Here is a 24545-nt window from a genome sequence, read left to right on the forward strand (position 1 = left end):
GCATGCGGATCGAGACGACCCCGACCGGCTGGACCGCGGTCGATGGCGAGCGCCGGGTGGGCGCGTCGGGCAGGTGGGAGCGCCCGGACGGGAAGCGCTTCGCCTGGATCGAGACCGCCTCGGCGGAGGCGGCGGCCGCGCTGTGCGCGGCGATGGCCGAGGGCCGGCCGCTGTACACCAGCGCCGACGGCGACGACCGGGACGCCCTCCTGCGCTTGGGGGCGGCCGGGTTCGTGGGCGACCGGTACGGGCACCGCTGGCGACTGCGCGTCCCGGTGGCGGCCGCGTGGAGCGAGGAGCCCCTGCGCGCGTTCGCGGTCGGGCCGCCCGAACGGTACGCGGCCGGGGCGCTCCGGCGCTTCGACGACGAGCTGCGCGCCGACGTCCCGGGACTGCACGGCTGGCGCTGGAAGTCCGAGGGCTGGGAGGCCGAGCACTCGGGCCCGAACTACGACCCCGAGCTGCACCCGGTGGCGCACGATGCGGACCGGGACCGGTTCGCGGGCCTGGTGCGGGTGTGGGACAACCCGGCGCGGCCGCGCCTCGACCTCGTGGCCGCGGCCCGGCCGTACCGGGGCACCGGTCTCGCGGCGGCGCTGCTGGGGCGGGCGTTCCGGGTCCTGCGCGAGCGCGGCTGCACCGAGGTCGACGCCGAGTGCGACGCGTCGAACGGCGCGGCGAAGTCGTTCCTGTACCGGGCGGGCGGACGGATCACGGGCGGCCGGGTCGAGCTGGTGTACCGGCCCGGATGAGCGTTCGGGGCGCCGCGGGCCTGCCCCGCGGCGCCCCGGTGCGCGGTCCGGCGCCGTCCGCGCGGCGGCGTGCAGAACGCGAATATCCCGGGCGGAATCGGGCATACTGTCACCCGGCCTGCAGTGAGGACGGGGGTGAGTCCGATCGAGTCCGCCGACGTCGTCGTCGTGGGAGCCGGGATCGTCGGCGCCGCCTGCGCCGAAGCCCTGAGCGCGGACGGGCGCCGCGTCATGGTGCTCGACCGCGGCGCGCCCGCCGGGGCGACCACCGCCTCCGGCGAAGGCAACGTGCTCCTGTCCGACAAGGCGCCCGGCCCCGAACTCGACCTCGCGCTCGCCTCCCGGCGCCGCTGGCCCGAACTCCTCGACACCCTCCGCGACGAACTCGGCGAACGCCTCGCCGACGTCGAATGGGAGTCCAAGGGCGGCTTGGTGGTCGCCGTCAACCCCGACTCCGTCTCCCCCCTCCGCATCCTCACGGCGGCCCAGCGCGAGGCCGGCGTCGAGGTGCGCGACCTCGGCCAGGCCGCGGCCTGCGCCATGGAACCGCACCTGACGACCGGGGTCACCGCCGCGGCGCACTACCCCGGCGACGCCCAGGTGCAGCCGGTCCTCGCCGCCACCGCGATGCTCGCGGCCGTGCGCGCCCGCGGCGGCCTCGTGCACGGCGGGGTCGAGGCCGAAGGGCTCGTCGTGCGGGGCGGGCGGGTCGCCGGCATCCGCGTCGGCGGGACCGCGGTCCCGTGCGGGGCGATCGTGAACGCGTGCGGGCCGTGGGCCGGGCACTTCTCGGTGGCCGCGGGCGCGCCGATCGAGGTGCTGCCGCGCCGGGGCATGGTCCTGGTGACCGCCCCGCTCCCGGCGGTGGTCGGGCGCAAGGTGTACGCCGCGGACTACGTAGCGGCCGTCTCCAGCGGCGACGTGGACCTCCAGGTCTCGCCGGTGGTCGAGTCGACCGCGACGGGCGCGGTCCTCATCGGGTCGAGCCGCCAGCGCGTCGGGTTCGACGAGACGCTGGAGGTGGAGGTGCTGCGGCGCCTGGCGCGCAGTGCGATCCGGCTGTTCCCGGTGCTCGCGGGCGTGCCGGTGATGCGCGCGTACGGCGGGTTCCGGCCGTACACGCCCGACCACCTGCCGGTGATCGGCGAGGACCCGCGGATCCCGGGGCTGTGGCACGCGGGCGGGCACGAGGGCGCGGGGGTCGGGCTGGCCCCGGCGACGGGGCGGATGCTCGCGGACCTGATGGAGGGGCGGCGGCCCGAGGTGGACCCGGGCCCGTTCCGGGTGGCCCGGCCGGCGCTGATGGCGGAGGTGCGCACGTGAGGGCGGTGCAGTTGTGAGGACGGTGCAGGTGTGAGGGTGCGGTGGGACGGCGTCGAGGTCGAGGCCCGGGAGGGCCAGACGGTCGCGGGGGTGCTCATGGGCCTGGGGGTCCGGTCGTGGCGGACGACGCGGGGCGCGCAGCGTCCGCGCGGGCTGTTCTGCGGGATCGGGGTGTGCTTCGACTGCCTGGTGAAGGTGAACGGGGTGCCCGACGTGCGGGCGTGCCGGCGCGTGGTCGCGGACGGGGACGACATCCGGCCGCAGTCCGGGGCGGAGCTGCCGTCGTGAACCGGGTCGTGGTGGTCGGGGCGGGCCCGGCGGGGCTGGCGGCGGCGAGCGCCGCTGCGGAACTCGGCGTGGAGGTCGTCCTCGTGGACGCGGGGGCGAAGCTCGGCGGGCAGTACTTCCGGCAGGACGCGCTCGCGCGCGGGGACCGGTTCGCGCTGCCGCTCGCGGTGGAGCACGTGGCGAACGCGTCGGTGTGGGCGGTGGAGCCGGTCGAGGGCGGGCACCGCGTGCACGTGCGGATCGGCGAGGCCGACGACCCGTCGCGGACGGGCCGGGTGCTGGAGACGCGGGCGCTGGTGCTGGCCACGGGCGCGTACGACCGCGCGGTGCCGTTCCCGGGCTGGGACCTGCCGGGGGTGTTCACCGCCGGTGCGGCCCAGGCGATGGCGAAGGGCCAGGGGGTCGCCGTGGGCGACCGGGTGCTGGTGGCCGGGACGGGTCCGTTCCTGCTGCCGGTGGCGGTCGCGCTCGCCGCCGCGGGGGCGCGGGTGGTGGAGGTCGCGGAGGCGAACGCGCCCGTCGCGGGGTGGCTGTCGCGCCCGCGCGGGGCGGCGGCGGGGACGCGGAGGTTCCCGGAGCTGGCGCGGTACGCGGGGATGCTGGCGCGGCACCGGGTGCCGTACCGGACGCGGACGGCGGTGGTGGCGGCGCACGGGTCGGACTCGGTGGCGGCGGCGACCGTGGCGCGTCTGGCGAAGGACTGGACGCCGGTGCCGGGGTCGGAGCGGCGGGTCGAGGTCGACGCGGTCGCGGTCGGGTTCGGGTTCACACCGCAACTGGAGCTGGCGGTGGCGGCGCGATGCAGGATCGAGGGCGGGTTCGTGGCGGTCGACGCGACGCAGGGGACGTCGGTGCCGGGCGTGTTCGCGGCCGGGGAGCTGACGGGGATCGGCGGGGCGGAGCTGGCGGCGTCGGAGGGCGCGGTGGCCGGTGCGGCGGCGGCGAAGCGGCTCGGGGCGGTGGTGGAGCCGCCGCTGGGGGCGATGGCGCGGGTGCGGTCGGGGCGGCGGTTCGCGGCGGCGCTGGCGGCGGCGTACCCGGTGCGTCCGGGGTGGACGGGCTGGGTGCGGGACGACACGGTCGTGTGCCGGTGCGAGGAGGTGCCGCTGGGGCGCCTGCTGGAGGCGGTGGACGAGCGGGACCTGTGGGGCGTGCGGCCGTTGAAGCTGGCGAGCGGTGCGGGCCTGGGGATGTGCCAGGGGCGCGTGTGCGGGGCGAACGTGGCGGAGCTGGTGGGCCTGGACGACGGCGTGTTCGCGCGGCGGCGGATCGCGGCACCGCTGCGGCTCGGTGAGCTGGCGGGCGCGGCGTCCACTGCGGAGGAGGCGGGCGGGAGTCCGGCGTCCCGTGCGGACCAGTCGTTCGGGCAGGATTTGGGGTAGTTTCCGGCTTTCGCCGCGGATGTCTTGACATGGCATGTGAGTGTGACGTAGGTTTCATCTGACAACGTAGTCAGAGCCCGTATGGAGCCCCCTCATGGCCCCCGTGACCCCCTCCGGCGCCCCGCGGCGCCGCCCGCCCGGCATGACCGACGTGGCCCGCCTCGCCGGGGTCTCGCAGAAGACCGTCTCCCGCGTGGTCAACAACGAGCGCTACGTCTCCGACGAGGTCCGCGAGAAGGTCCAGGCGGCCGCGAATGCACTCGGGTTCCGGCCGAACACGGCCGCGCGGGCGCTCATCACGGGCCGCTTCGGGCGCATCGGGGTCGTCGCCCTCGGCACCGCCCTCTACGGGCCCGCCTCGCTGCAAGTGGCGATCGAGCGCGCGACCCGCGCCGCGGGGATCTCGGTCATGGTGGCGAACACCCTTGAGGGCCAACCGGACTCGATCGGCGACGCCGTGGACTGGCTGCTGCGCCAGGGCGTGGACGCCATCATCGTCTCCGACCCGATCGACGAGGGCGTGGAGCTGCGCGTCGACCCCGACGTGCCGATCTACTCCGTCGGCCGCAGCCTCCCCCAGGCCGAGAACGTGCTCGGCGGCGACTTCAACGCCGACGCCACCCGCGAGGCCGTCGACCACCTCCTCGACCTCGGGCACGAGCGGGTCTGGCACGTCGCCGGGCCCGCCGCCTGGTTCGCCGCGCGCGAGCGGGCCGACGGCTGGCGGGCCGCCCACGAGGCCCGCGGCATCGAGGCGCCGCCGCCGATCGAGGGCGACTGGACCCCCGCCTCCGGGTACGAGGCAGGGCGGCGGCTCCTGCGCGCCCCGGGCGTCACGGCCGTCGCGTGCGCGAACGACGACATGGCGATCGGGGTCATCCGGGCCTTCACCGAGGCCGGTGTCGTTGTGCCCGAACGGGTCAGCGTCACCGGCTTCGACGACATCCCCGCCGCCGCGTACCTCACCCCTCCCCTGACCACCGTCCGCCAGCAGTTCGAGGCCGACGCCGTCCGCGGCCTCGGCACCCTCCTCCGGCGGCTCCAGGGCGCGCCCGCCGGCGCGCCGGAACCCGCCGATCCGCCCCCGGACGCACGCCGGCTCGTCGTCCGCCGATCCACCGCACCGCCCCCGAACCGGCTCGACGAGGAGCCAGGAAAGGACGCACGATGAACCCCCGCTTCAGACGACGGACGGGGCTCGGCGCCGCGCTCGCGAGCCCCCTCGCGTTCGCCGCGTGCGGCCGCACGCCCGTCCGGCCGCCCGGACACGTGAGCCGGGCCGAGATCGACGAGGCCATGCGCACCCCCACCGAGCTCGACTTCTGGACCTGGGTGCCCGGCATCGAGAAGCAGGTCGCCCTCTTCGAGGAGGCGTACCCCGCCATCACAGTGGACGTCACCAACGCGGCGCAGGGCGCGGGCCACTACGCGAAGATCCGCACCGCCCTGCGGGCCGGGCGCGGCGCGCCCGACGTGGCCCAGATCGAGTACGAGATGGTCCCCGCGTTCACCATCACCGACCACCTCCTCGACCTCCGCCCCTACGGCGCGGGCGAGCTCGAATCGCAGTTCGTCGACTGGGTCTGGGCCCAAGTGAGCGGTAAATCGGGCGAGGTGTGGGCGATCCCGCAGGACACCGGTCCGATGGGGATGCTGTACCGGGCCGACATCTTCGAGGAGCACGGCATCGAGGTCCCGGCGACGTGGGAGGCGTTCGCCGAGGCCGCCCGCGCGCTCCACGAGGCCGACCCCGAGGTGTACCTGACGAACTTCCCGCCCAGCCAGGGCGCGTTCTTCGCCGGGTCGCTGTGGCAGGCCGGCGCCGACCCGTTCGCCGGCTCCGAGGGCGCGGACCTGCGAGTGGACGTCACCTCCGACGCGGCGCGGCGGGTCACCGAGTTCTGGGCCGGACTCGCCGCCGAAGGCGTGGTCTCCACCGACCCCGACTTCTCCGACCAGTGGTACCAGGCCGCCAACCGCGGCAAGTACGCCACGTGGATCACCGCCGCGTGGGGGCCGGTGTTCCTCCAGTCCACCGCGGCCTCCACGAGCGGGAAGTGGCGCGCGGCGCCGCTGCCGCAGTGGGCCGACGGCGAGCAGGTCGCCGGCAACTGGGGCGGGTCCACGAACGGGGTCTTCAACCTCACGCGCCACCCGATCCAGGCCGCGGTCTTCGCCCAGTTCATCAACACCGACCCCGAGTGCACCAAAGCCATGGCCACCGAGCAGTTCCTGTTCCCGCCCACCAAGGCCCTCCTGGAGGACCCCGAGTTCACCGGCATGGAGCTGGAGTTCTACGGCGGCCAGCGCGTCAACGAGGTGTTCGCGCAGATCAGCGAGACCGTCTCCCCCGACTTCCAGTGGCCGCCGTTCAACGACCAGGTCAGGGCCGACTACGGCGCCACCGTGGGCACCGCCATCGCCGAAGGGGGCGACGCCGTCGCCGCGCTCGGCGACTGGCAGGACCGCATCGCCGAGTACGCCGAGTTCCAGGGCTTCACCGTGGAGGAGGCGTCATGAGCACCGAGTCCACCGCGCCGCGGGCCCAGGCCGCGCTCCCCGTCGGGCGGATCGGGCAGCGCGGCAGAGCGAACAAGGGCGGCAAGGGCCCGCGGTACGCGAGGACCGGGTACCTGTTCGTGGCGCCGTTCATGATCGGGTTCACCGCGATGTTCCTGGTGCCGCTCGCGTACGCCGCCTGGTTCAGCCTCTTCCGCGAGCAGATGATCGGCGGCAACGTCTTCGTCGGCCTCGACAACTACACGCGGGCGTTCACCGACCCCCAGCTCATCGCCGGGCTCGGCCGGGTCGCGCTGTTCTTCCTCATCCAGGTGCCGCTCATGATGGTCCTGGCGCTGTTCTTCGCGCTCGCCCTCGACTCGGCGCTGCTGCGCCTGTCGCGGACGATCCGCCTGGCGATCTTCATGCCCTACGCGGTGCCGAGCGTCGTCGCCGCCCTCATGTGGGGCTTCCTGTACGGGCCCGACTTCGGGCCCCTCGCGCAGCTCGCCGACAGGATCGGGGCCGCCGCGCCGGACTTCCTCGGCGCCGACCTCATGCTCGGGTCGATCGCGAACATCGTCACGTGGGAGTTCACCGGCTACAACATGATCCTGCTGTACGCCGCGCTGCGCGCCATCCCCACCGAGCTGTACGAGGCGGCCGCGGTGGACGGCGCCGGGCCGTGGCGCACGGCCTGGTCGATCAAGATCCCGCTGCTGCGGCCCGCGATCGTCCTGTGCATGGTCTTCTCGGTCATCGGCTCGTTCCAGCTGTTCAACGAGCCCAGCATCATGCGGACCCTGGCGCCCAACGTGATCGTCGCCGACTACACCCCCAACCTCTACGCGTACAACCTCGCGTTCGTCGGCCAGGAGTACAACTACGCCGCCGCCGTCTCCTTCGTGCTCGGCTTCGTCATCATGGCCGGCTCGTACCTCTTCATGCTCGCCACCAACCGCAGGAGCCGGTCATGAGCACCACCACCGCGCAACGCGAGACGACCGGGGCGAGCGCCGCCCCGGCGCGACGCCGCAACCGCCCCAAGCGCAGCACCATCCTCACCATCGGGATGGTCGCGGCCGCCGCGTACTTCCTGCTGCCGCTGCTGTGGCTCGTCGTCGCCTCCACGAAGACCACCGGGGACCTGTTCTCGACCTTCGGGCTCTGGTTCGCCGGGGAGAACAACCTCTTCACCAACATCGCAAACACGTTCAAGGCCGACGACGGCGCGTTCGGGGGCTGGCTGGGGAACTCGCTGCTGTACGCGGTCGCCTCCGCGCTCGGCGGCACGTTCCTCGCCGCGCTCGGCGGGTACGGGTTCGCGAAGTACCGGTTCCGGGGCAACCAGGCCATGTTCATGCTGGTCCTCGGCGCCATGGCGGTGCCATCGACGGCGCTCGCGATCCCGACGTACCTGCTGTTCAGCCAGGCGGGGCTGACGGACACGCCGTGGGCGATCATCCTGCCGTCCATGGCGAGCCACCCGTTCGGGCTGTACTTCATGCGGATCTACGCCGACAGCGCCGTACCCGACAGCCTCATCGAGTCCGGGCGCATCGACGGGGCCGGGGACTTCCGGATCTTCTTCCAGGTCACCGGCAGGCTCCTGACGCCGGCGCTCGCCACGGTCATGCTGTTCATGCTGGTGCAGACCTGGAACAACTACTTCCTGCCGCTCATCATGCTCAACGACCCCGACCTGTACCCGGTGACCGTCGGCCTCGCGAACTGGCAGGGCCAGGCGTCGAGCTCGGGCGGGGCCAGCGGCGACTACATACCGCTGGTGGTGACCGGGTCGCTCGTCTCGATCCTCCCGCTCATCATCGCCTTCCTCTTCCTCCAGCGCTACTGGACGACCGGCCTGGTCTCCGGCAGCGTCAAGCAGTGAGAGCGGCCGGTCCGGGCGCCGCGCCCAGACCGGCCCTCCGTCCACCACCACCCGAAGGAACCCGATGTCCCACTGGCCCAACCCGATCCTCTTCGGCGCCGCCTACTACTACGAGTACCAGCCCGCCGCCGCGAACGGCCTCGGCGGCGAGGCCGGGCTCGCGCGCTTGCGGACCGACCTCGACCTCATGGCCGAGGCCGGGTTCTCCGTCATCCGCGTGGGCGAATCCGTCTGGAGCACTTGGGAACCCGAGGACGGGCGCTTCGACCTCGACTGGCTGGAGCCGGTCCTGGACGGCGCCCGCGAGCGCGGCATCGCCGTCGTCCTCGGCACCCCGACCTACGCGGTCCCGCCGTGGCTCGCGCGCCTGTACCCCGAGATCGCCGGCGAGCACCGCACCGGCGAGCGGATCGCCTGGGGCGGCAGGCAGGAGGTCGACTACACGCACGCGGCGTTCCGGTTCCACGCCGAGCGCGTCATCCGCCGGATCCTGGCGCGGTACGCCGACCACGAGGCCGTGATCGGCTTCCAGGTCGACAACGAGCCGGGCCTCCAGCTCTTCCACAACCACGGGGTGTTCCAGAGGTTCACCGACCACTTGCGCCGCCGCTACGGCGACGTCGAGACGCTCAACCGCGAATGGGGCCTCGTGTACTGGTCGCACCGGCTCTCGACCTGGGCCGACCTGTGGACGCCAGACGGGAACGCGCAGCCGCAGTACGAGCAGGCGTGGCGGCGCTTCCAGACCGAGTTGACCACCGACTTCATCGGTTGGCAGGCCGACATCGCGCGCGAGTACGCGCGCGAGGGGCAGTTCGTGACCACGTGCATCTCCTACCCGCGCCCGGCGATCGACGACCGCGCGCTCGCCGAACGGCTCTCCATCACGGCCGGGAACCCGTACTACCGGATGCAGGACGCGTTCGCGCTGCCGCATGGGGGCGGCGGCGACGCGGCGAACTGGAACACGCAGGGCACCTGGGCGCTGTACCACTCGGCCGACCGGATGTACTCCTCGCGGCAGGAGCCGTTCCTGGTGACGGAGACGAACGCGCAGGCCATCGGCGAGCCGTGGCGCAACGAGCCGGCGTTCGACGGGCAGTGGCGCCAGGCCGGATGGGCGCTGGTGTCGCGGGGCGCGCGGATGATCGAGTACTGGCACTGGCACACGCTCCACTTCGGCACCGAGACGTACTGGGGCGGGGTCCTCCCCCACAGCCAGGAGCCGGGCCGGGCGTACCGCGAGCTCGCACGGCTCGGCGCGGAGTTCCGCAAGGCCGGGGCGGCCCTCGACGGGCTGGTGCCCCACGCCGACGTCGCGGTCCTGTACTCGAAGCCGAGCGAGTGGGCACTGTCGGCGCAACCGCCGCTCCAGAACGGCGAGGGCGGGCCCGACCGGCGCTCGTTCGAGTCGATCACGGGCCCGTTCTACAAGGGCGCCTTCGACGCCGGGCTCCAGGCGCGCATCGTCCACACCGAACAGCTCGGCGACCCGGCCGCGGCGGTCGCGGAGTTCCCGGTGCTCGTGGCGGCCGGGATCTACGCCGCCGACGACGACCTCCTCGACTGGCTGGAGCGCTACGCCGCCGCGGGCGGGCACCTGATCCTCGGCCCGCGGACCGGATACGGCGACCACGAGGCGCGGGCGCGCCTGGAGGTGAAGCCCGCGCGGCTCACCGAGGCGGCCGGGCTCTGGTACGAGGAGTTCGCGAACCTGTCAGGCGAGGTCGCGGTCCACGCGGCCGAAGGCTCAGCCCTGACACTCGATGCCGGAGCGGCGGCCCTGAAATGGGCCGACGGCGTATACCTCGACGGCGCCGAGGCCCTGGCCGAGTACGCCCACCCCCACTACGGCAAGTTCACCGCGGCGGCGACCACGGTCCACGGCGAGGGCCGCGTGACCTACGTCGGCACCATCCCCAACGACGCCTTCGCGAAGTCCCTCTTCCAGTGGGCCGCAACCGACACCGCCTGGAACCCGCCCAACCCGACCGTGACCGCCACCAGCGGCACCGCAGGCGACGGCACCACGATCCACTTCCTGCACAACTGGTCCTGGACCGAAGCAGAGGTAGAACTCCCCTTCGCCGCCCTCGACCTCCTCAACGACACCTCCTATGCCTCCGGTGCGTCCCTGCACCTCGGCCCCTGGGACGTCAAGGTCCTCCGCGAACAGAACACCTAAGCGGGATAGCCGAAGGCCCTCCTCAGGCAGCCCCGCTCAGGTTGCCCCCGCCCGGGTAGCCGGTGCTCGTGTAGGCCCTGCCCGGGTAACCGGTGTGCCCTGGTAGCCGGTGCTCAGGTTGCCCCCGCTCGGGTAGCCGGTGTGCCCTGGTGGCCGGTGCTCGGGGTCCGCCTGCTCGGGTAGTCGGTGCTCGTGTAGCCCCCCTGCCCGGGTAGCCGGTGTGCTCTGACGGCAGGCGCTTATGTAGCTCCTGCTCGGATGGCCGGTGTGCCCTGGTGGCCGGTCCGAGCGCCTTGGAGGGCGCGGCGGAGCCCTGGCCGCCGGTGGTGCGCATTTCATGTGCGTGAGCCGGTTCGTGCCCAGGCTTGGTGGCGGGCAGAGCGGGGGTGAGTGTGCGCGTGCTGGTGTGCCGATGCCGGGTCCTCAATGCCCGGCCGGTGGCAATCCCGCCCTCGCCGTCATCCTCGCTTTCGCCCTCATCCTCGCTTTCGCCGACGCAGTCGCAATCGCTTTCGCCATCGCCTCCGCCTCCGCTTTAGCCTTCGCTATCGCATTGGCGCATGCGCCGGTCCTATTCCTGGTGGTCTCACTGCGATCGGTCGCCTCGGTGTTCCGGTCGTGTGCCTCGTAGCGGACACTGCCTGTGGTCGGGGTGATCCCTCCCCCAGGTCCCCCGCCCGATCACCATCTCCCCAATTGGGGCGGTTGACTGCTGCGGGTCCCGATAGCACTCTCGGGATGAGATCTGCCGACGATCCGACACCTTGCGTCGGCGGCCGCCTCGGAAACGATCCAGTTTGCCGATAGGCCAGAGGCTTGGCTCAGTCTGCTTGCACCTACTCGACACCTGTACGGTTTCCCCGTCCCTGTGCGTACCCCAATTCTCCTCCACCCAGCACCGACCGTCATCACCCGCAAGCGGGCAATAACCTCACATTCCGAACCCGACCCCATTGCACCCCAAGGCGACCGAGCCAACCCGCCGCCCCGCCCCACCCCTTCGTCGCCGCCCGCTCTCACCTCAGCAACCCGCCCACCCCGAACCAGCCCACAACACCAACCCAAAGCCCCACACCTGGCGAATGCACCTAGATATCCACCAGCTCCAAGGCGGCGATCGTGTCGGGGTCGTTCATGATGGCCATCGCGGTGATGCGGCCGCCTTCGACCGTGATCGCGAGGACCGAGCGCGGACTGCCGCCCGGGGCCCACATGGCTCCCACGTAGCCGTCGACCAGAACCGGGATCGCGGCGCGCGCCTGGCCGTTGAAGATCTTGGCGACCTCGCGGGCGCCGATGACCTCGCGGCCGGCGAAGCCGGTGGCGACGGCGGCCTCGTCGGCGACGACCTTGATGTCGGGGTCGAGGACCTCCAGCAGGTCCTCGAAACGGCCCTCGCGTGCCGCGGCGAGGAAGGCGTCGACCACCGTCTTCTGCAGGGGCGCATCGGGGACGGGGCTGCCGCCGCGCACGCGGCGCCGGGCGCGGCTGGCGAGTTGGCGGGTGGCCTCGGGGGTGCGGTCGAGGATCGGGGCGATCCGCTCGAAGGGCACCCCGAAGAGGTCGTGGAGGACGAACGCGACCCGCTCGGCCGGGTTGAGCGAGTCGAGGACGACCTGGAGGGCGAGCCCCACCGAGTCGGCCAAGACCGCCTGGTCCTCGGGGGCAGACGCGGTGTGGACACCACCGTGAAGGGCACCGTCAGAGAGGACACCGTCGTGAAGGGCCTCGTCGAGCTCGTCCTCGCGGCGGGTCCGGCGGGCGCGGAGCAGGTTGAGGCAGACGCGGGAGACGACGGTGGTGAGCCAGCCGCGGAGGTTCTCGACCTCGGCGGTGTCCGTGCGCGCGAAGCGCATCCAGGTCTCCTGGACCGCGTCGTCGGCCTCGGCGGAGCTGCCGAGCATGCGGAACGCCACCGCCCGCAGGTGGTCGCGGTGCTCCTCGAAGCGCTGCACCGGGAAGTCGTCGTGCAGCGGGTGGTCGTCGCCCATGGTTCCTCCGTGAAAGTCGCTCAACAGTACTGACCCGCGGAGCGCACCGGATGTGACATCAGGTGCTTGTGAACTTCTCCAAGAGGACCGCCAGGCGCTCGCGCTGGTGCCTCGGCCGCAGGCGGCCGTCGCGGGCGAGGACCGCCAGGCCGTGGATCGCGGCCCACCCGGCCTCGGTGACCGCCTCGGGGTCGTGGTCGCCTGCGAGCGGCGCGAAGACCGCGAAGAGCGGGGCGAACCCGGCCTTGAGCTCGTCCGGAGCGTCGGGGCCGAACGGGAGTCCTTCGGCGAGCGTGAACGCGGCCTCGAAGACCGCCGGGTGCTCGGCCGCGAAGTCGAGGTACGCCTGGGCGACGGCCTCCAGCTCCTCCCCCGGGGCCGCGCCGACGCGGGCCGCTTCGAGGGAGGCGGCGAGTTCGCCGATGCCCAGGAGCGCGACGGCGTCGACGATCGCGCCGCGGCCGGCGAAGTGGCTGTAGAGGACCGGCTGGCTGTACTCGATGCGCTCGGCGAGCCTGCGGACGGTGACCGCGGGCCAGCCGTCGGCCTCGGCCATCTCGCGGGCGGCGTTGACGATGAGGGTTTCGCGCTGGGCGCGTTCGCGTTCGCGGCGCTGCTGGGTTGCCATGATCACGATCCTAGCATCGCTAGACATCCGAGCAAGGCTATGCTAGCGTCATTCATGTTCCTAGCAACGCTAGATTTCCTAGCCGCCCGCACATCAAGGAGACCCCCGTGAAAGCCCTCCGCATCACCGCCGACGCCCTCACCGTCATCAGCGTCCTCTTCGTGTTCTCCTTCGGCCTCCAGTACCTCCTCGCCCCCGCCGCGGTCGCCCCGAGCATGGGCTTCGCCCACTGGCCGACCGGCGAGGCCGCCGAATTCCTCAGCGTCAAGGGCGCCCGCGACCTCGGCTCGGCCATCGTGCTCCTGGTGCTGCTGGTCATCCGCGAGCGCCGCGCCCTCGGCTGGGCCCTGCTCGCCACCGCCCTCATCCCGATCGGCGACGGCTCGCTCATCCTCGCCCACGGCGGCAGCGCCGCCATGGCGTTCGGCGTCCACTACGCCACCGCGGCCGGCGTCATCGTCATCGGACTGCTCCAGCTCAAGGTCGCCAAGGGCGCCAAAGCGGTCAAGGACGAGACGGCCGCGACCGCTTAGCAACGATTCGACAAATTCGCACTCTTGCGCGAAAAACCGAATATCCGTAGCGTCGTTCCGGACCGTTCCGCACGATCCGAGGAGGACCCGATGTTCCTGCCGTACACCGGCTCCAGCGACAACTGCTACGCCAGCTCGCTCTCGATGGCGCTCGGCCCGGACTCCCCCGGGGCGGGCGCCGTCGACGTGCTCACCGGCTCGCCCTTCGGCATGCAGCTCCACTCCGGCGAGACCCCGTTCTTCGACCCGGCCGGCTGGGACTGCGAGATCGGGCTCGACGCCGTGATCGCGGCGCTCGGCTGGACGTGCGTCCGCGAGGCGGCCGGGAGCGAGGAGGAAGCCGCCGAACGGCTGCGCAGCGCGAGCCCGGCCGAGCCGCTGCTGGTGGGACCCGTGGAGATGGGGCTGCTGACGCACGTCCGCGGGCGCGGAGCCGCTTGGGGCGCCGACCATTACGTGGTGGTGATCGGGGTTGAAAAGAGCGCGGCTGAAAGGGGAGCGGCCGGAGGAGACCTGGTCCGGTTCCACGACCCCAAGGGCTACCCGTTCGCGAGCCTCCCGCTGGCGCAGTTCCTCACCGCGTGGCGCACCGATTCGCTCGTGTACGGGGAGTCGTTCAACTCGCGCCGCGCGTTCGAGCGGACAGCCGAAGTGACTGCGACGCAGGCGGTCCGGTCGCAGCTCGAGGCCTTCGCGCAGTGGCTGCGCGGCGGCCACGGGCACCCGGTAGAGGCCGGGAACCTCGCCAATGCCGAAGCGGCCGAAGGGCTCGCGGCGATGTGGGAGGCGGGGCTGTCCGAGAAGACGTACCAGGACCTGGCGTTCATGGTCCCCGCCGGAGCGCGGCGGCTCAGTGACGCAGGGGCCTGCCTGGCGGCGGCAGGCGTCGACGAGGCATCGGCGATCGCCGCCAGGCAGGCCCGGCTGGTGGGCGGGCTCCAGTACGACCTCGCGGCCGGTCGGGCCGCGGAGGCGGCCGGGGCGCTGCGGGCGCTCGGGCCGACGTACCTGGAGCTCGCGGTGGCGTTGGAGCGGGCCTAGGCGGCCGCCCCCACGGTCTCGTGCTCCGGATCGGGCAGGGTCCGCATGTTCCGCAGCGGCGAGAAGAACACCGGCAGGAACGCGATGCTCATCCCGGCCGCGGCCACCCACAGGGTGGTGCGGGCGCCGAACGCCTGCCCGAGGGCCCCGCCGAGGAGCGCGCCGACGGCGTACGTGCCGTAGACGACGAAGCGCACGGTGGCGTTCATGCGCCCGAGCATGTTGTCCGGGGTGAGGCGCTGGCGGAAGCTCACCTGGGTGATGTTGTAGACGACGCCGCCGACCCCGACGAACGCCATCAGGGCGGCGCCGAGCCAGATGCGCCAGCCCGGTTCGGCCGCGGGCACCAGCAGGATCCACGGCGAGGTCACGGCGACCGAGACCCACACGACGCGCCCCTCCCCCAGCAGCCGCGTCAGGGTGCCGACCGCGAACGCCCCGCAGACGCCGCCGACGCCGAAGAGCGCGAAGAACAGGCCGATCTCGCCGGGGCTCAGGCCCATGTCGCGGGGCAGGAAGACCACGATCATCGCCATGAACGCGCCGGTCCAGAAGTTGTAGGAGCCGGTGCACGTCACGATCGAGGCGAGGATGCGGTTGCCGAAGACGAACTTCAGGCCGTCCTTGATCTCGGCGCTGACGCGGGAGCCGTGGGCCACTTCGGGTTTGGGCTCGCGGCGGCGGATGCGCAGCAGCAGGAGCGCGGAGGCGCCCAGGGCGGCGGCGTCGAAGGCGATCGCGACCGGCGCGGTGAGCCACTGGATGAGCTGGCCGGCGATGACGGGCCCGCCGAGCTGGGCGGTGGCGCGCACCGCCTCGAGTTTCGCGTTGCCCTCGACGAGGTGCTTGCGGCCCACGAGGTGCGGCAGGTAGCTCTGGTAGGAGACGTCGAAGAAGACGGTGAAGACGCCGATGACGAGGGCGACGGCGTACAGCTGCCAGACCGTGAGCACCCCGGCCCACCAGGCGATCGGCACGGTGAAGAGGACGACGGCGCGCACGAGGTCGCTGACGATGAGGACGCGGCGGCGGCGCATGCGGTCGACCCACGCGCCCGCGGGGAGCCCGATGATGACGAACGCGATCATCGTCATCGAGGAGAGGACGCCGACCTCGAACTCGCTGACGTCGAGCGCGATGACGGCCGCGAGCGGGAGCGCCAGCGTGGTGATCTGGTAGCCGACCTGCGCCACGGTGGTGGAGAGGAACAGGTCGCGGAAGTCGTGGTCGCGCAGGAGGCCGACGCGGTCGCGCTTCGGTGGTGCGACCGCGTCCGGGTCGCCGAGGGAGATCATGCGATTGAGTATTCCCAATCAGTTGGGTTTTGTCAATCGGTCATTCGCTAGGATGGGGTCGTGGCAGAGCAGCGCGCACCAGAGGGCTTCAAGGACGACCGGCCGCTGGCCTCCGAGGCAGAGGCCAAGGCGGTGGCCTCGGCGGTGCGCCTGCGGATCCTGCGGCTGTGCCTGGACCAAGCCCTGACGAACAAGGAGATCGCGCTGCGGCTCGGGTCGAACCCGGCGACCGTGCTGCACCACGTGCGCAAGCTGGTCGAGACGGGTTTCCTGACGGCCCAGGAGGAGCGGATCGGCGCGCGCGGGGCGCGGGAGATCCCGTACCTGGCCACGCGGAAATCGTGGGCGCTCCAGTTGGGCGAGGAGTTCCGGACGGACATGTCAGTGGCGATGCTGGAGGCGTTCCGCACCGAGGTCGAGCTGCTCCCCGACCCCGGGCAGGTGAACGCGGGGCGGATCGGGCTGCGGCTCAACGACGAGCAGTACGCGGAGGTCAGCCAGCGCTTCAAGCTGCTGTTCGACGACCTGGCGACGATGCGGCCCGGCCCGGGCGCGCGGCCCTTCTCGGTGTTCATGGCGATCCACCCGGACGCCGGGCGGGACTAGCGCCGAACGCGAGAACCGCTCGATCCCGAGGCGCCCCCGGTCTCAACGGTGCCTCGGGGGTCCGACACCGCCGCGCCGCGGCGGTCCGGCACCGAAATCCGAAGGTGAGGGGTGCTCGATCCGCAGGCACCCCCGGTTGCAAAGGTGCCTTGGGGGTCCGACACCGCCCTGGAACTGCGGTCCGGCACCAAAATCCGAAGATGAGGGGTGCTCGATCCGTGGGCGCCCCCGGTTACAAGGGTGCCTTCGGGGTCCGACATGCCTACGGATCGGCGGTCCGGCAGCGGAGTTGAAAGACGAAGGTTGCTCAATCCGGAGGCGCCCCCGGTTAGAAGGGTGCCTCGGGGCTCCGACACAGACTGGTTCCACCAGCGACGCCAAGACGGTAAAGGGCGGGACGGGGACCCCTCAGACCCCGTCCCGCCCGTCGAGGCAGTTGCCTGCCTCGTGTGTGCGGAGAAAAGTTCGTGTGCGGTGTGCCGGCGGACCGGGCCTACCGCTGGTCGAGCAGCAGCTGCACCTGTGCGCGGATCTCGGGCGTGTCGAGGCCGCGGATGGTGAGCGTGGTGCGGCGGCGCAGGACGTCGTCGGGTGTCTCGGCCCACTCCATGTCGCGAGCGTAGACCACCTGGGCCCAGATCTCGGGTGCGTCCGGGTGGACGCGCCGGGCGAGCTCCGGGTGCTCGCCCGCGAGGCGGGCGATGTCGAAGGCGATGGAGCCGTAGTGGGTCGCCAGGTGCGCCGCGGTGTCCTCGCCGAGGTTCGGCAGCGGCGAGCCGCCGTCGGACAGGAGCCGGTGCTGCACCGCGTGCGGGTTCGCGATGCCCGGCAGCGGCAGGCGCCGGGGCAGGTTCCGCATGGGCTCCATCTCGGCGCCGATGGTGTACCCGGGCATCTCGGCGAGCTTCTTCATCACGGTGCGTCCGATGTGGCGGAACGTGGTCCACTTGCCGCCCGCTACGGAGAGCATCCCGCCGCGGCCTTCGGTCACGACGGTCTCGCGCTTGGCCTTGGCGGTGCTCCCGGGCCCGCCGGGCAGGACCCGGAGCCCGGCGAACGAGTAGGTCATGAGGTCGCGGCGCAGCTGCTCGGGCCGGACGGAATGGCCGGCCTCGTCGAGGATCTGGGCGATGTCCTTCTCGTTGACCGCGACGTCGCCGGGGTCGCCCTCGTACGCCTCGTCGGTGGTGCCGAGCAGGAGCATGTCCTCCCACGGCAGCGCGAACGTGATGCGGTACTTGTCGATCGGCGTCGCCAGCGCGGCCTGCCAGTGGGAGGTGCGCTTGAGGACGAGGTGGGCGCCCTTGGAGAGGCGGATCGAGGGGTCGGCGCCGGCGTTCTCCATGCGGCGCAGGTGGTCGACCCAGGGTCCGGTGGCGTTGAGGACGACGTGGGCGTCGACGCCGAACTCGGTGCCGTCGAGGCGGTCGCGCAGTTCGGCGCCGCTGACGCGGCCCTTGACGCCCTGCCTGCCGGTGAAGCGCAGGCCGGTGACCTCGGCGTGGTTGAGGACGACGGCACCGGCGTCGGCGGCGGCGCGGACGGTCATGAGGGCCATGCGGGCGTCGTTCATCTGGCTGTCGCCGTAGACGGCGACGGCCTTGAGGTCGTCGATGCGCAGTTCGGGCACGGCCATGCGGGCCTTGACCGGGTTGAGGAGGTGGCCGACGCCGTCGCCGAAGCCGGAGAGCGCGGAGTAGGCGAAGACGCCGGCGCCCATCTTGGCGGCGCCGTGGGGCCCGTTCTTGTAGATGGGCAGGTAGAAGGTGAGGGGCCGGGAGAGGTGCGGGGCCACTTGGCGGGTGAGGGCGCGGCGTTCGAAGTGGTTCTCGGCGACGAGTTTGACGGCGCCGGTCTGGAGGTAGCGGAGTCCGCCGTGGAGGAGTTTGGAGGAGGCCGAGGAGGTGGCTCCGGCGAAGTCGCCGGAGTCGACCAGGGCCACCCGCAGTCCCGACTGGGCGGCGTGCCAGGCGGTGGAGATGCCCAGGATGCCGCCGCCGATGACGAGCAGGTCGAACGTGGTGTTCGACAGCGCGTCGCGCTGCTCGGCCCGGTCCGCGCGCTCGGTCCAGTGCGCGTTCGCGATCCGCGCGACGGTCGGGTCCTCCCAGTTGGCGGGGAGGTGCTGCAAGGTGGTCATGGCCGACTCCTCATTCCACGGTGTTCATAGGGCGTCTAGTCCTCGAGCCAGCCCATGGTGCGCTCGACGGCCTTGAGCCAGTTCTTGTATTCGCGGTCCCGCAGGTCCGAGTCCATGTCGGGGGTCCATTCCGCGGCCCGGCGCCAGTTGGCGCGCAGGTCCTCGGTGGAGTTCCAGAAGCCGACGGCGAGCCCGGCCGCGTAGGCGGCGCCGAGGCAGGTGGTCTCGGCGACCATCGGGCGCACGACGGGGGCGTCGAGGACGTCGGCGAGGAACTGCATGAGGAGGTTGTTCGAGGTCATGCCGCCGTCGACCTTGAGCGCGGAGAGTTCGACGCCGGAGTCCTTGGTCATGGCGTCGGTGATCTCGCGGGTCTGCCAGGCGGTGGCCTCCAGGACGGCGCGGGCGATGTGGGCCTTGGTGACGTACCTGGTGAGGCCGGCGATCACGCCGCGGGCGTCGGAGCGCCAGTAGGGCGCGAAGAGCCCGGAGAAGGCCGGCACGAAGTAGGCGCCGCCGTTGTCCTCGACGGAGAGCGCGAGGGTCTCGATCTCGGCGGCGGTGCTGATGAGGCCCATCTGGTCGCGCATCCACTGGACGAGCGAGCCGGTGACGGCGATGGAGCCTTCGAGGGCGTAGACCGGGTCCTGCTCGCCGATGCGGTAGCCGATGGTGGTGAGCAGGCCGGATTCGGAGTGGATGAGCTTCTCGCCGGTGTTCATGAGCATGAACGTGCCGGTGCCGTACGTGGACTTGGCCTCGCCGGTGGAGAAGCAGGTCTGCCCGAAGAGGGCGGCCTGCTGGTCGCCGAGGGCGGAGGCGACGGGGACGCCGCCGAGGAGCTGGCCGAGGGTGCCGCCGGTGACCTCGCCGTAGATCTCGGAGGAGGAGCGGATCTCGGGGAGGACCTGGAGGGGGACGCCCATCTCGGCGGCGATGTCCTCGTTCCAGCTCAGGTCCTCGAGGTTCATGAGGAGGGTGCGGGAGGCGTTGGTGACGTCGGTGACGTGGACGCCGCCGTTGACGCCGCCGGTAAGGTTCCAGATGACCCAGGAGTCCATGGTGCCGAAGAGGAGGTCGCCGGCTTCGGCCTTGGCGCGCAGGCCGTCGACGTTGTCGAGGAGCCAGGCGATCTTGGGTCCGGCGAAGTAGGCGGCGAGGGGGAGGCCGGTCTCGCGGCGCCAGCGGTCCTGGCCGGCGTCGCCGCCGAGCTGCTTGCAGAGCTGGTCGGTGCGGGTGTCCTGCCAGACGATGGCGTTGTGGGCCGGCTGGCCGGTGTGCTTGTCCCACAGCATGGTCGTCTCGCGCTGGTTGGTGATGCCGATCGACAGGATGTCGTCGCGGCGGGCGCCGGCCTTGACCATGGCCCCGGCGACCACTTCCTGGACGTTGCGCCAGATCTCCGCGGCGTCGTGCTCGACCCAGCCGGGCTTGGGGAAGATCTGCTCGTGCTCCTTCTGGTCGACGGCGACGATGCGGCCGTCGCGGTCGAAGATGATGCACCGGCTGGACGTGGTGCCCTGGTCGATGGCCGCGATGAACGGGCCGCTGTGCGAGTCGGTCATGGTGCGCTCCAAAACGTCGTTGTCGAGGCGGGATAAGTCGATTGTGTCGTCATGGCTAGGCGAAGGCAACGTTGTAGAGGAGGCCGGCGAGGACGGCGCCGACGACGGGCCCGACCACCGGGACCCAGGCGTAGCCCCAGTCCGAGCGGCCCTTGTGCTTGAGCGGCAGGAGGGCGTGGACGATGCGGGGGCCGAGGTCGCGGGCGGGGTTGATGGCGTAGCCGGTGGGCCCGCCGAGGGAGAGGCCGATGCTGACGACGACGAGGGCGGTGATGAGGACGCCGAGGGTGCCGAGTCCTTCGCCGGAGCCGTTGAGGCCCTGGGTGAGGATGGCGATGAGGAGGACGAAGGTGCCGATGACCTCGGTCGCGAGGTTCATGGCGGCGTTGCGGACCTCGGGGCCGGTGGAGAAGATGCCGAGGACGGGGCCGGCCTTGGCGTCGTCGGGGCCTTCGGCGGGTTCGGGCTGGCCGGCGAGGTCGGCCATGTGGGCCTGGAACTGGCCGTAGTAGGCGACCCAGACGAGGAACGCGCCGATCATGGCGCCGACCATCTGCGAGCCGATGTAGAGGGGGACCTGGTCCCAGTCGGTGCCGCCGGTGACGGCGAGGCCGATGGTGACGGCGGGGTTGAGGTGGGCGCCGGAGACGCCGGCCGAGACGTAGGCGGCGGTGAGCACGGCGAAGCCCCACCCGAAGGTGATCGCGAGCCATCCGGCGTTCTGGGCCTTGGACTTCTTGAGGGTGACCGCGGCGCAGACGCCGCCGCCCAGCAGGATCAGCAGGGCCGTGCCGACGACCTCGCCGATGATGATGTCTGTGTTGGACACTTGCGACTCCTTTGTCCGTGCCCGAGTGGGGCCCCGGGGGTGCCGCACTCGTTGGAAGGGCTTTGTTCACGCCAGTGGCCAGAGTGACCGCTGAAGCCGTTTAGCGTTCGACAATGTCGACCGGCGTACGCAAAGCGTCCTCCTATGTTACCTGCACGTCAATAGATATGTGACGACCACCACAATCCAATCCTCGAACCATGCGAAACGCCTGCAAGACAGGCATAGCAGGACCACAGCCGGCCCGCAGCAAAGTGGAGGAAATGGGCAGAACGCTAGAAGGGCTTGGCCCCGAGGTCGCGCGAGACCGAGCGGGCGGTGTCGCGGACGGCCGCGACCAGCTCGGGACGCAGGTCGCCGTCCTTGCAGACGCGCTCGACGGCGCCGGTAATGCCGACCGCGCCGACGGGGAGGCGGTGCCGGTCGAAGATCGGCGCGGCCACCGAGGCCACGCCCTCCCAGGTCTCGTCGAGGTCGGTCGCGTAGCCCTGGGCGCGGGTGCGCTCCAGGACCCGCTCGATCTCGGGCAGGCCGGTGAGCGTGCGAGCGGTGAACGCCTCGCGCTCGGCCTCCACCAGCTCCGCGTGCGCCACCGGGTCGAACGCGGTGAGCACCTTGCCCAGCGCGGTCGAGTGCATCGGCTGCATCGCGCCGACCTCCAGGACCTGGCGGCTGTCGTCGGGGCGGAAGACGTGGTGGACGATGAGGACGCCGTGCTGGTGGACCACCCCGAGGTAGACCGCCTCGCCGCCCGAGCGGGCCAGGTCGTCGGTCCACACCAGCGCGCGGGCGCGCAGCTCGTGCACGTCGAGGTAGGTGGTGCCCAGGCGCAGCAGCTCGGCGCCGAGCTGGTACCGGCCCGAGCCGGGGTCCTGCTCCACGAAGCCCTCGTGCTGGAGGGTGCGCAGGATGCCGTGGGCCGTGGCCTTGGCCAGGCCGAGCGCCGAGGCGATGTCCGACAGGCCGAGCCGCCGCTCGCCGCCCCCGAGCAGCCGCAGCATGGCCGCCGCGCGCTCCAGCGACTGGATGTGCTTCGCCATCCGCCCGCCTCCGTTCCGGTCCCGTCAAGGATGCGGCAGGACGTTCGGTCGAACTCCGCCGCGCTTCGGCCGCGATTCCTTCGAACTCTGCCGCGTTCGGCTGCGCTCAGGTGAACACCGCCGTTCGACAATGCTAAACACTATCGGCCCTTGCCGACCAGATCGGGACCGACACCGCACTCGACCGGACGATGGGAACGCGAAGCGGCGGCGGGCCGGGGCCCGCCGCCGCCGGATCGTCGTGTCAAGGGGCGCTAATAGCCGTAGCGGCTCTTGAGGTGGCGCCACCAGTCGCGGAGCATCCACTGGTCGAACGCGGTGATCGTGCTGGAGGAGCCGGCCTTCATGATGAAGCAGCACTGGCCGGTCGGGGTCCAGTCGTAGAAGTCGTCCAGGCCGAACGTGTGCCCGAGCTCGTGCAGGTAGATGTGAATCTGCGCCGAGTCCAGGGCGTTCACGAAGTACTCCTGGCCCATGCGCTGGCCCCAGTCGCCGCCCGCGCCGCCGCCCATGCCCTGGGTGAGCCACAGGCTCTGGTCGTAGTGCCGCGCCGCGCCGCCCGGGCACTGGGAGTAGTTCCCGTCCTGGTGGAAGAAGCGGCCGCACTCCTCGGCGCACTGCGGGGCGTCCTCGCGGATGTCCCCGATGTAGACGTCGACCGAGTCGTCGCTCCACTGGAGGAGGTCGCGGTCGTAGGCGGCCCAGCCGACCACGTTGACCTCGATCCGGTCGAACGGCCACTCGTTCCAGCCGGCCATCTGGTCGAACCAGCGGTCGTACTGGTCCTGGAGCTTCGCGGCGATCCGGTCGCGGGTCTGGGCCGTCACGGTGTTCTGCGAGTCCCAGCGGACGCAGTAGCTGATCGTCCCGCCGGTGGCCATGACCTGGTCCCAGCCGAAGTTGCGGAAGTTCAGGTCGTAGGTGTCCTCGACGTGGTCCCACACCTCGCCCAGGGGCTGCACCAGGTTCGCGGGCGGGTTCCACTCGTCCTGGCCGGGGTTCCCCGTCGGGGTCGCGGTGGGGGTGGGCGAGGCGCTGGTGGGGGTCGGCTGGACGGCGCCGGTGCACTGGACCCCGTTGAGCTTGAACGAGGCCGGGGCCGCGTTCTGGCCGCCGGAGGTGGTGCCGGAGAAGCCGAAGCTCACGGTGGCGCCGGTGGCGAGGCGCCGGTTGTACTCGACGCCGACGGCGGTCACGTGCGCCCCGGACTGGGTCGCGGTGGCGTTCCAGGCGTTCGTGACCTTCTGGCCGCCGGCGTAGTCCCATTCGAGGCGCCACGGGTCGACCGCGGCCGCACCGAGGTTGGTGACCTCCACATCGGCGTTGTAGCCGCCGGGCCACTGGGCCGTGAGCCGGTATTCGACGTCGCACCCGGCGGTCTGGGCCGAGGCGGGGTTCATGGCGAAGGAGGCGAGGCTCGCGGCGATGGCGACGGCGGCCATGCCCGCCAGCACCATGCCGAGTCTTCGTCCGCGGATCTTGGGGAGTGCCGGTCCCATGTCGTTGTCCCGTCTGTTCAGACGCGGCCGGGCCTGTTCCCGGCTCAGCAGTCTCAGGGTAGAGCGGTAACACGGGCGACACAACGAACCGCGCACAGAAAATCGAAAAGTTTCGATACCGTAGATTCGGCGGCGACACGACTGCGACTCCGGGAGGTCTCCGTTGATCAAGACGCCAGTGCGCTTCGAGGTGCACGACGGCCGCTTCGACGTCGGCGGCGACGACTACCTCGAACGCCTCTTCTTCGGCGGCCGCTGGACCGAGGGCCCCGTCTACGTGCCGCACGGGAAGTACCTGCTGTTCAGCGACATCCCGAACGACCGGATCATGCGGTGGGACGAGACCGACGACTCCGTCAGCGTCTTCCGCTCCCCCGCCGGCCACACGAACGGGCACACCCTCGACCGGCAGGGCCGCCTGGTCTCCTGCGAGCACGGCGGGCGGCGCGTGACGCGCACCGAGCTCGACGGGTCCGTGACCGTGCTCGCCGACCGGTGGGAGGGGAGGCGGTTCAACAGCCCCAACGACGTCGTCGTGGACTCGACCGGCGCGGTCTGGTTCACCGACCCGCCCTACGGCATCCTCAGCGACTACGAGGGGCACGCGGCCGATCCGGAGATCGACGGCTGCCACGTCTACCGGATCGACCCCGCGAGCGGCGAGGTCGCGCGGGTCGCCGCCGACTTCGAGCGGCCCAACGGGCTCGCCTTCTCCCCCGACGAGCGGACCCTCTACATCGCCGACACCGCCCGCGGCCACCTCCGCGCGTTCGCCGTCGACGGCGGGACGCTGCGCGGCGGCGACGTGTTCACCGAGTCGCCCGGCGGGAACTTCGACGGGCTCCGCACCGACACCGCCGGCCGCGTCTGGGCCGCCGCCGCGGACGTGTACTGCTTCGACCCCGACGGCACCCACCTGGCGACGCTCCCGATCCCCCAGCCCGCGGTGTCCAACCTGGTCTTCGGCGGCCCCAAGCGCAACCGCCTGTTCGTGACCGCCACGGACTCGGTCTACTCGATCATGCTGAACACGGGCGGGGCCTGGCGGCTGTAGCCGC

The 24545-nt window shown here is 71.9% G+C and carries 21 protein-coding genes; 13 read left to right on the forward strand and 8 right to left on the reverse strand.

The genetic code is table 11. The annotated features are described in order from the left end of the window. Positions 1 to 2: 2 nt before the first annotated feature. The 9 genes from BLS99_RS12695 (at position 3) to BLS99_RS12735 (ending at position 10320) form a co-directional block, all read left to right on the forward strand. Positions 3 to 752 carry a GNAT family N-acetyltransferase gene (locus BLS99_RS12695; RefSeq protein WP_091049848.1) on the forward strand — a complete coding sequence of 250 codons (750 nt, stop codon included), beginning with the start codon at positions 3 to 5 and terminating at the stop codon, positions 750 to 752. 144 nt (positions 753 to 896) lie between these two features. Continuing rightward, positions 897 to 2075, forward strand: a complete 1179-nt coding sequence (locus BLS99_RS12700; RefSeq protein WP_091051357.1) for an FAD-dependent oxidoreductase — start codon at positions 897 to 899, stop codon at positions 2073 to 2075. Positions 2076 to 2105: 30 nt separating this feature from the next. Then, positions 2106 to 2363 carry a (2Fe-2S)-binding protein gene (locus tag BLS99_RS12705; protein WP_091049850.1) on the forward strand — a complete coding sequence of 86 codons (258 nt, stop codon included), beginning with the start codon at positions 2106 to 2108 and terminating at the stop codon, positions 2361 to 2363. Next, positions 2360 to 3745, forward strand: a complete 1386-nt coding sequence (locus BLS99_RS27430; RefSeq protein ID WP_091049853.1) for an FAD-dependent oxidoreductase — start codon at positions 2360 to 2362, stop codon at positions 3743 to 3745. Before BLS99_RS12705 ends, BLS99_RS27430 begins: the two co-directional genes overlap by 4 nt. 94 nt (positions 3746 to 3839) lie before the next feature. After that, positions 3840 to 4916: a LacI family DNA-binding transcriptional regulator gene (locus tag BLS99_RS12715; RefSeq protein ID WP_218126459.1), complete on the forward strand. Its 1077-nt coding sequence runs from the start codon at positions 3840 to 3842 to the stop codon at positions 4914 to 4916. After that, positions 4913 to 6265: an ABC transporter substrate-binding protein gene (locus tag BLS99_RS12720; RefSeq protein WP_091049857.1), complete on the forward strand. Its 1353-nt coding sequence runs from the start codon at positions 4913 to 4915 to the stop codon at positions 6263 to 6265. The genes BLS99_RS12715 and BLS99_RS12720 overlap by 4 nt, the downstream gene beginning before the upstream one ends. Next, on the forward strand, positions 6262 to 7221 hold the full coding sequence (locus BLS99_RS12725) for a carbohydrate ABC transporter permease (RefSeq protein WP_091049860.1): 960 nt from the start codon (positions 6262 to 6264) through the stop codon (positions 7219 to 7221). Before BLS99_RS12720 ends, BLS99_RS12725 begins: the two co-directional genes overlap by 4 nt. After that, entirely contained in the window at positions 7218 to 8135 is a 918-nt protein-coding gene (locus tag BLS99_RS12730; protein WP_091049864.1) for a carbohydrate ABC transporter permease, read from the forward strand. The genes BLS99_RS12725 and BLS99_RS12730 overlap by 4 nt, the downstream gene beginning before the upstream one ends. A gap of 64 nt (positions 8136 to 8199) precedes the next feature. Beyond that, entirely contained in the window at positions 8200 to 10320 is a 2121-nt protein-coding gene (locus tag BLS99_RS12735) for a beta-galactosidase (RefSeq protein WP_091049867.1), read from the forward strand. 1088 nt (positions 10321 to 11408) lie between these two features. On the opposite strand, the gene BLS99_RS12740 is transcribed toward BLS99_RS12735, so the two are convergent. Both BLS99_RS12740 and BLS99_RS12745 read right to left on the reverse strand, forming a co-directional pair. After that, positions 11409 to 12311, reverse strand: a complete 903-nt coding sequence (locus BLS99_RS12740) for a sigma-70 family RNA polymerase sigma factor (protein ID WP_091049869.1) — start codon at positions 12309 to 12311, stop codon at positions 11409 to 11411. A gap of 58 nt (positions 12312 to 12369) precedes the next feature. Continuing rightward, positions 12370 to 12939, reverse strand: coding sequence for a TetR/AcrR family transcriptional regulator (locus BLS99_RS12745; RefSeq protein ID WP_091049872.1), 570 nt, complete (start codon positions 12937 to 12939; stop codon positions 12370 to 12372). 107 nt (positions 12940 to 13046) lie between these two features. On the opposite strand from BLS99_RS12745, the gene BLS99_RS12750 reads away from it, so the two are divergent. Continuing rightward, entirely contained in the window at positions 13047 to 13472 is a 426-nt protein-coding gene (locus BLS99_RS12750) for a DUF4267 domain-containing protein (protein ID WP_218126460.1), read from the forward strand. Between the two features lie 90 nt (positions 13473 to 13562). Beyond that, on the forward strand, positions 13563 to 14513 hold the full coding sequence (locus BLS99_RS12755; protein ID WP_091049878.1) for a hypothetical protein: 951 nt from the start codon (positions 13563 to 13565) through the stop codon (positions 14511 to 14513). Here the strand turns inward: BLS99_RS12755 and BLS99_RS12760 are convergent. Continuing rightward, positions 14510 to 15808 (reverse strand): MFS transporter, encoded by a 1299-nt coding sequence (locus BLS99_RS12760; RefSeq protein WP_091049882.1) that lies wholly within the window; start codon positions 15806 to 15808, stop codon positions 14510 to 14512. The two genes, BLS99_RS12755 and BLS99_RS12760, sit on opposite strands and share 4 nt — an antisense overlap. Before the next feature lie 60 nt (positions 15809 to 15868). Here BLS99_RS12760 and BLS99_RS12765 point away from each other — a divergent pair, with 60 nt between their 5' ends. After that, complete coding sequence (locus BLS99_RS12765; RefSeq protein ID WP_091049885.1) at positions 15869 to 16414, forward strand: ArsR/SmtB family transcription factor; 546 nt, start codon at positions 15869 to 15871, stop codon at positions 16412 to 16414. Between the two features lie 493 nt (positions 16415 to 16907). Here the strand turns inward: BLS99_RS12765 and BLS99_RS12770 are convergent, their stop codons facing one another. From BLS99_RS12770 to BLS99_RS12790, 5 genes are all read right to left on the reverse strand, one after another. Further along, positions 16908 to 18554, reverse strand: coding sequence for a glycerol-3-phosphate dehydrogenase/oxidase (locus BLS99_RS12770; RefSeq protein WP_091049889.1), 1647 nt, complete (start codon positions 18552 to 18554; stop codon positions 16908 to 16910). A 35-nt stretch (positions 18555 to 18589) separates the two neighbouring features. After that, positions 18590 to 20119: a glycerol kinase GlpK gene (gene glpK, locus BLS99_RS12775; RefSeq protein WP_091049892.1), complete on the reverse strand. Its 1530-nt coding sequence runs from the start codon at positions 20117 to 20119 to the stop codon at positions 18590 to 18592. Positions 20120 to 20174: 55 nt separating this feature from the next. Next, a complete protein-coding gene (locus tag BLS99_RS12780; RefSeq protein ID WP_091049895.1) occupies positions 20175 to 20948 on the reverse strand; it encodes an MIP/aquaporin family protein in 774 nt (257 codons plus the stop codon). A gap of 275 nt (positions 20949 to 21223) precedes the next feature. Beyond that, on the reverse strand, positions 21224 to 21988 hold the full coding sequence (locus tag BLS99_RS12785) for an IclR family transcriptional regulator (RefSeq protein WP_091049899.1): 765 nt from the start codon (positions 21986 to 21988) through the stop codon (positions 21224 to 21226). A 254-nt stretch (positions 21989 to 22242) separates the two neighbouring features. Further along, positions 22243 to 23487, reverse strand: a complete 1245-nt coding sequence (locus BLS99_RS12790) for a cellulose-binding domain-containing protein (RefSeq protein WP_218126461.1) — start codon at positions 23485 to 23487, stop codon at positions 22243 to 22245. 163 nt (positions 23488 to 23650) lie between these two features. On the opposite strand from BLS99_RS12790, the gene BLS99_RS12795 reads away from it, so the two are divergent. Continuing rightward, positions 23651 to 24541 (forward strand): SMP-30/gluconolactonase/LRE family protein, encoded by an 891-nt coding sequence (locus BLS99_RS12795; RefSeq protein WP_091049903.1) that lies wholly within the window; start codon positions 23651 to 23653, stop codon positions 24539 to 24541. The last annotated feature ends 4 nt before the right edge of the window (positions 24542 to 24545 follow it).

Source organism: Glycomyces sambucus (assembly GCF_900102815.1).
GTDB classification, from domain to species: domain Bacteria; phylum Actinomycetota; class Actinomycetes; order Mycobacteriales; family Micromonosporaceae; genus Glycomyces; species Glycomyces sambucus.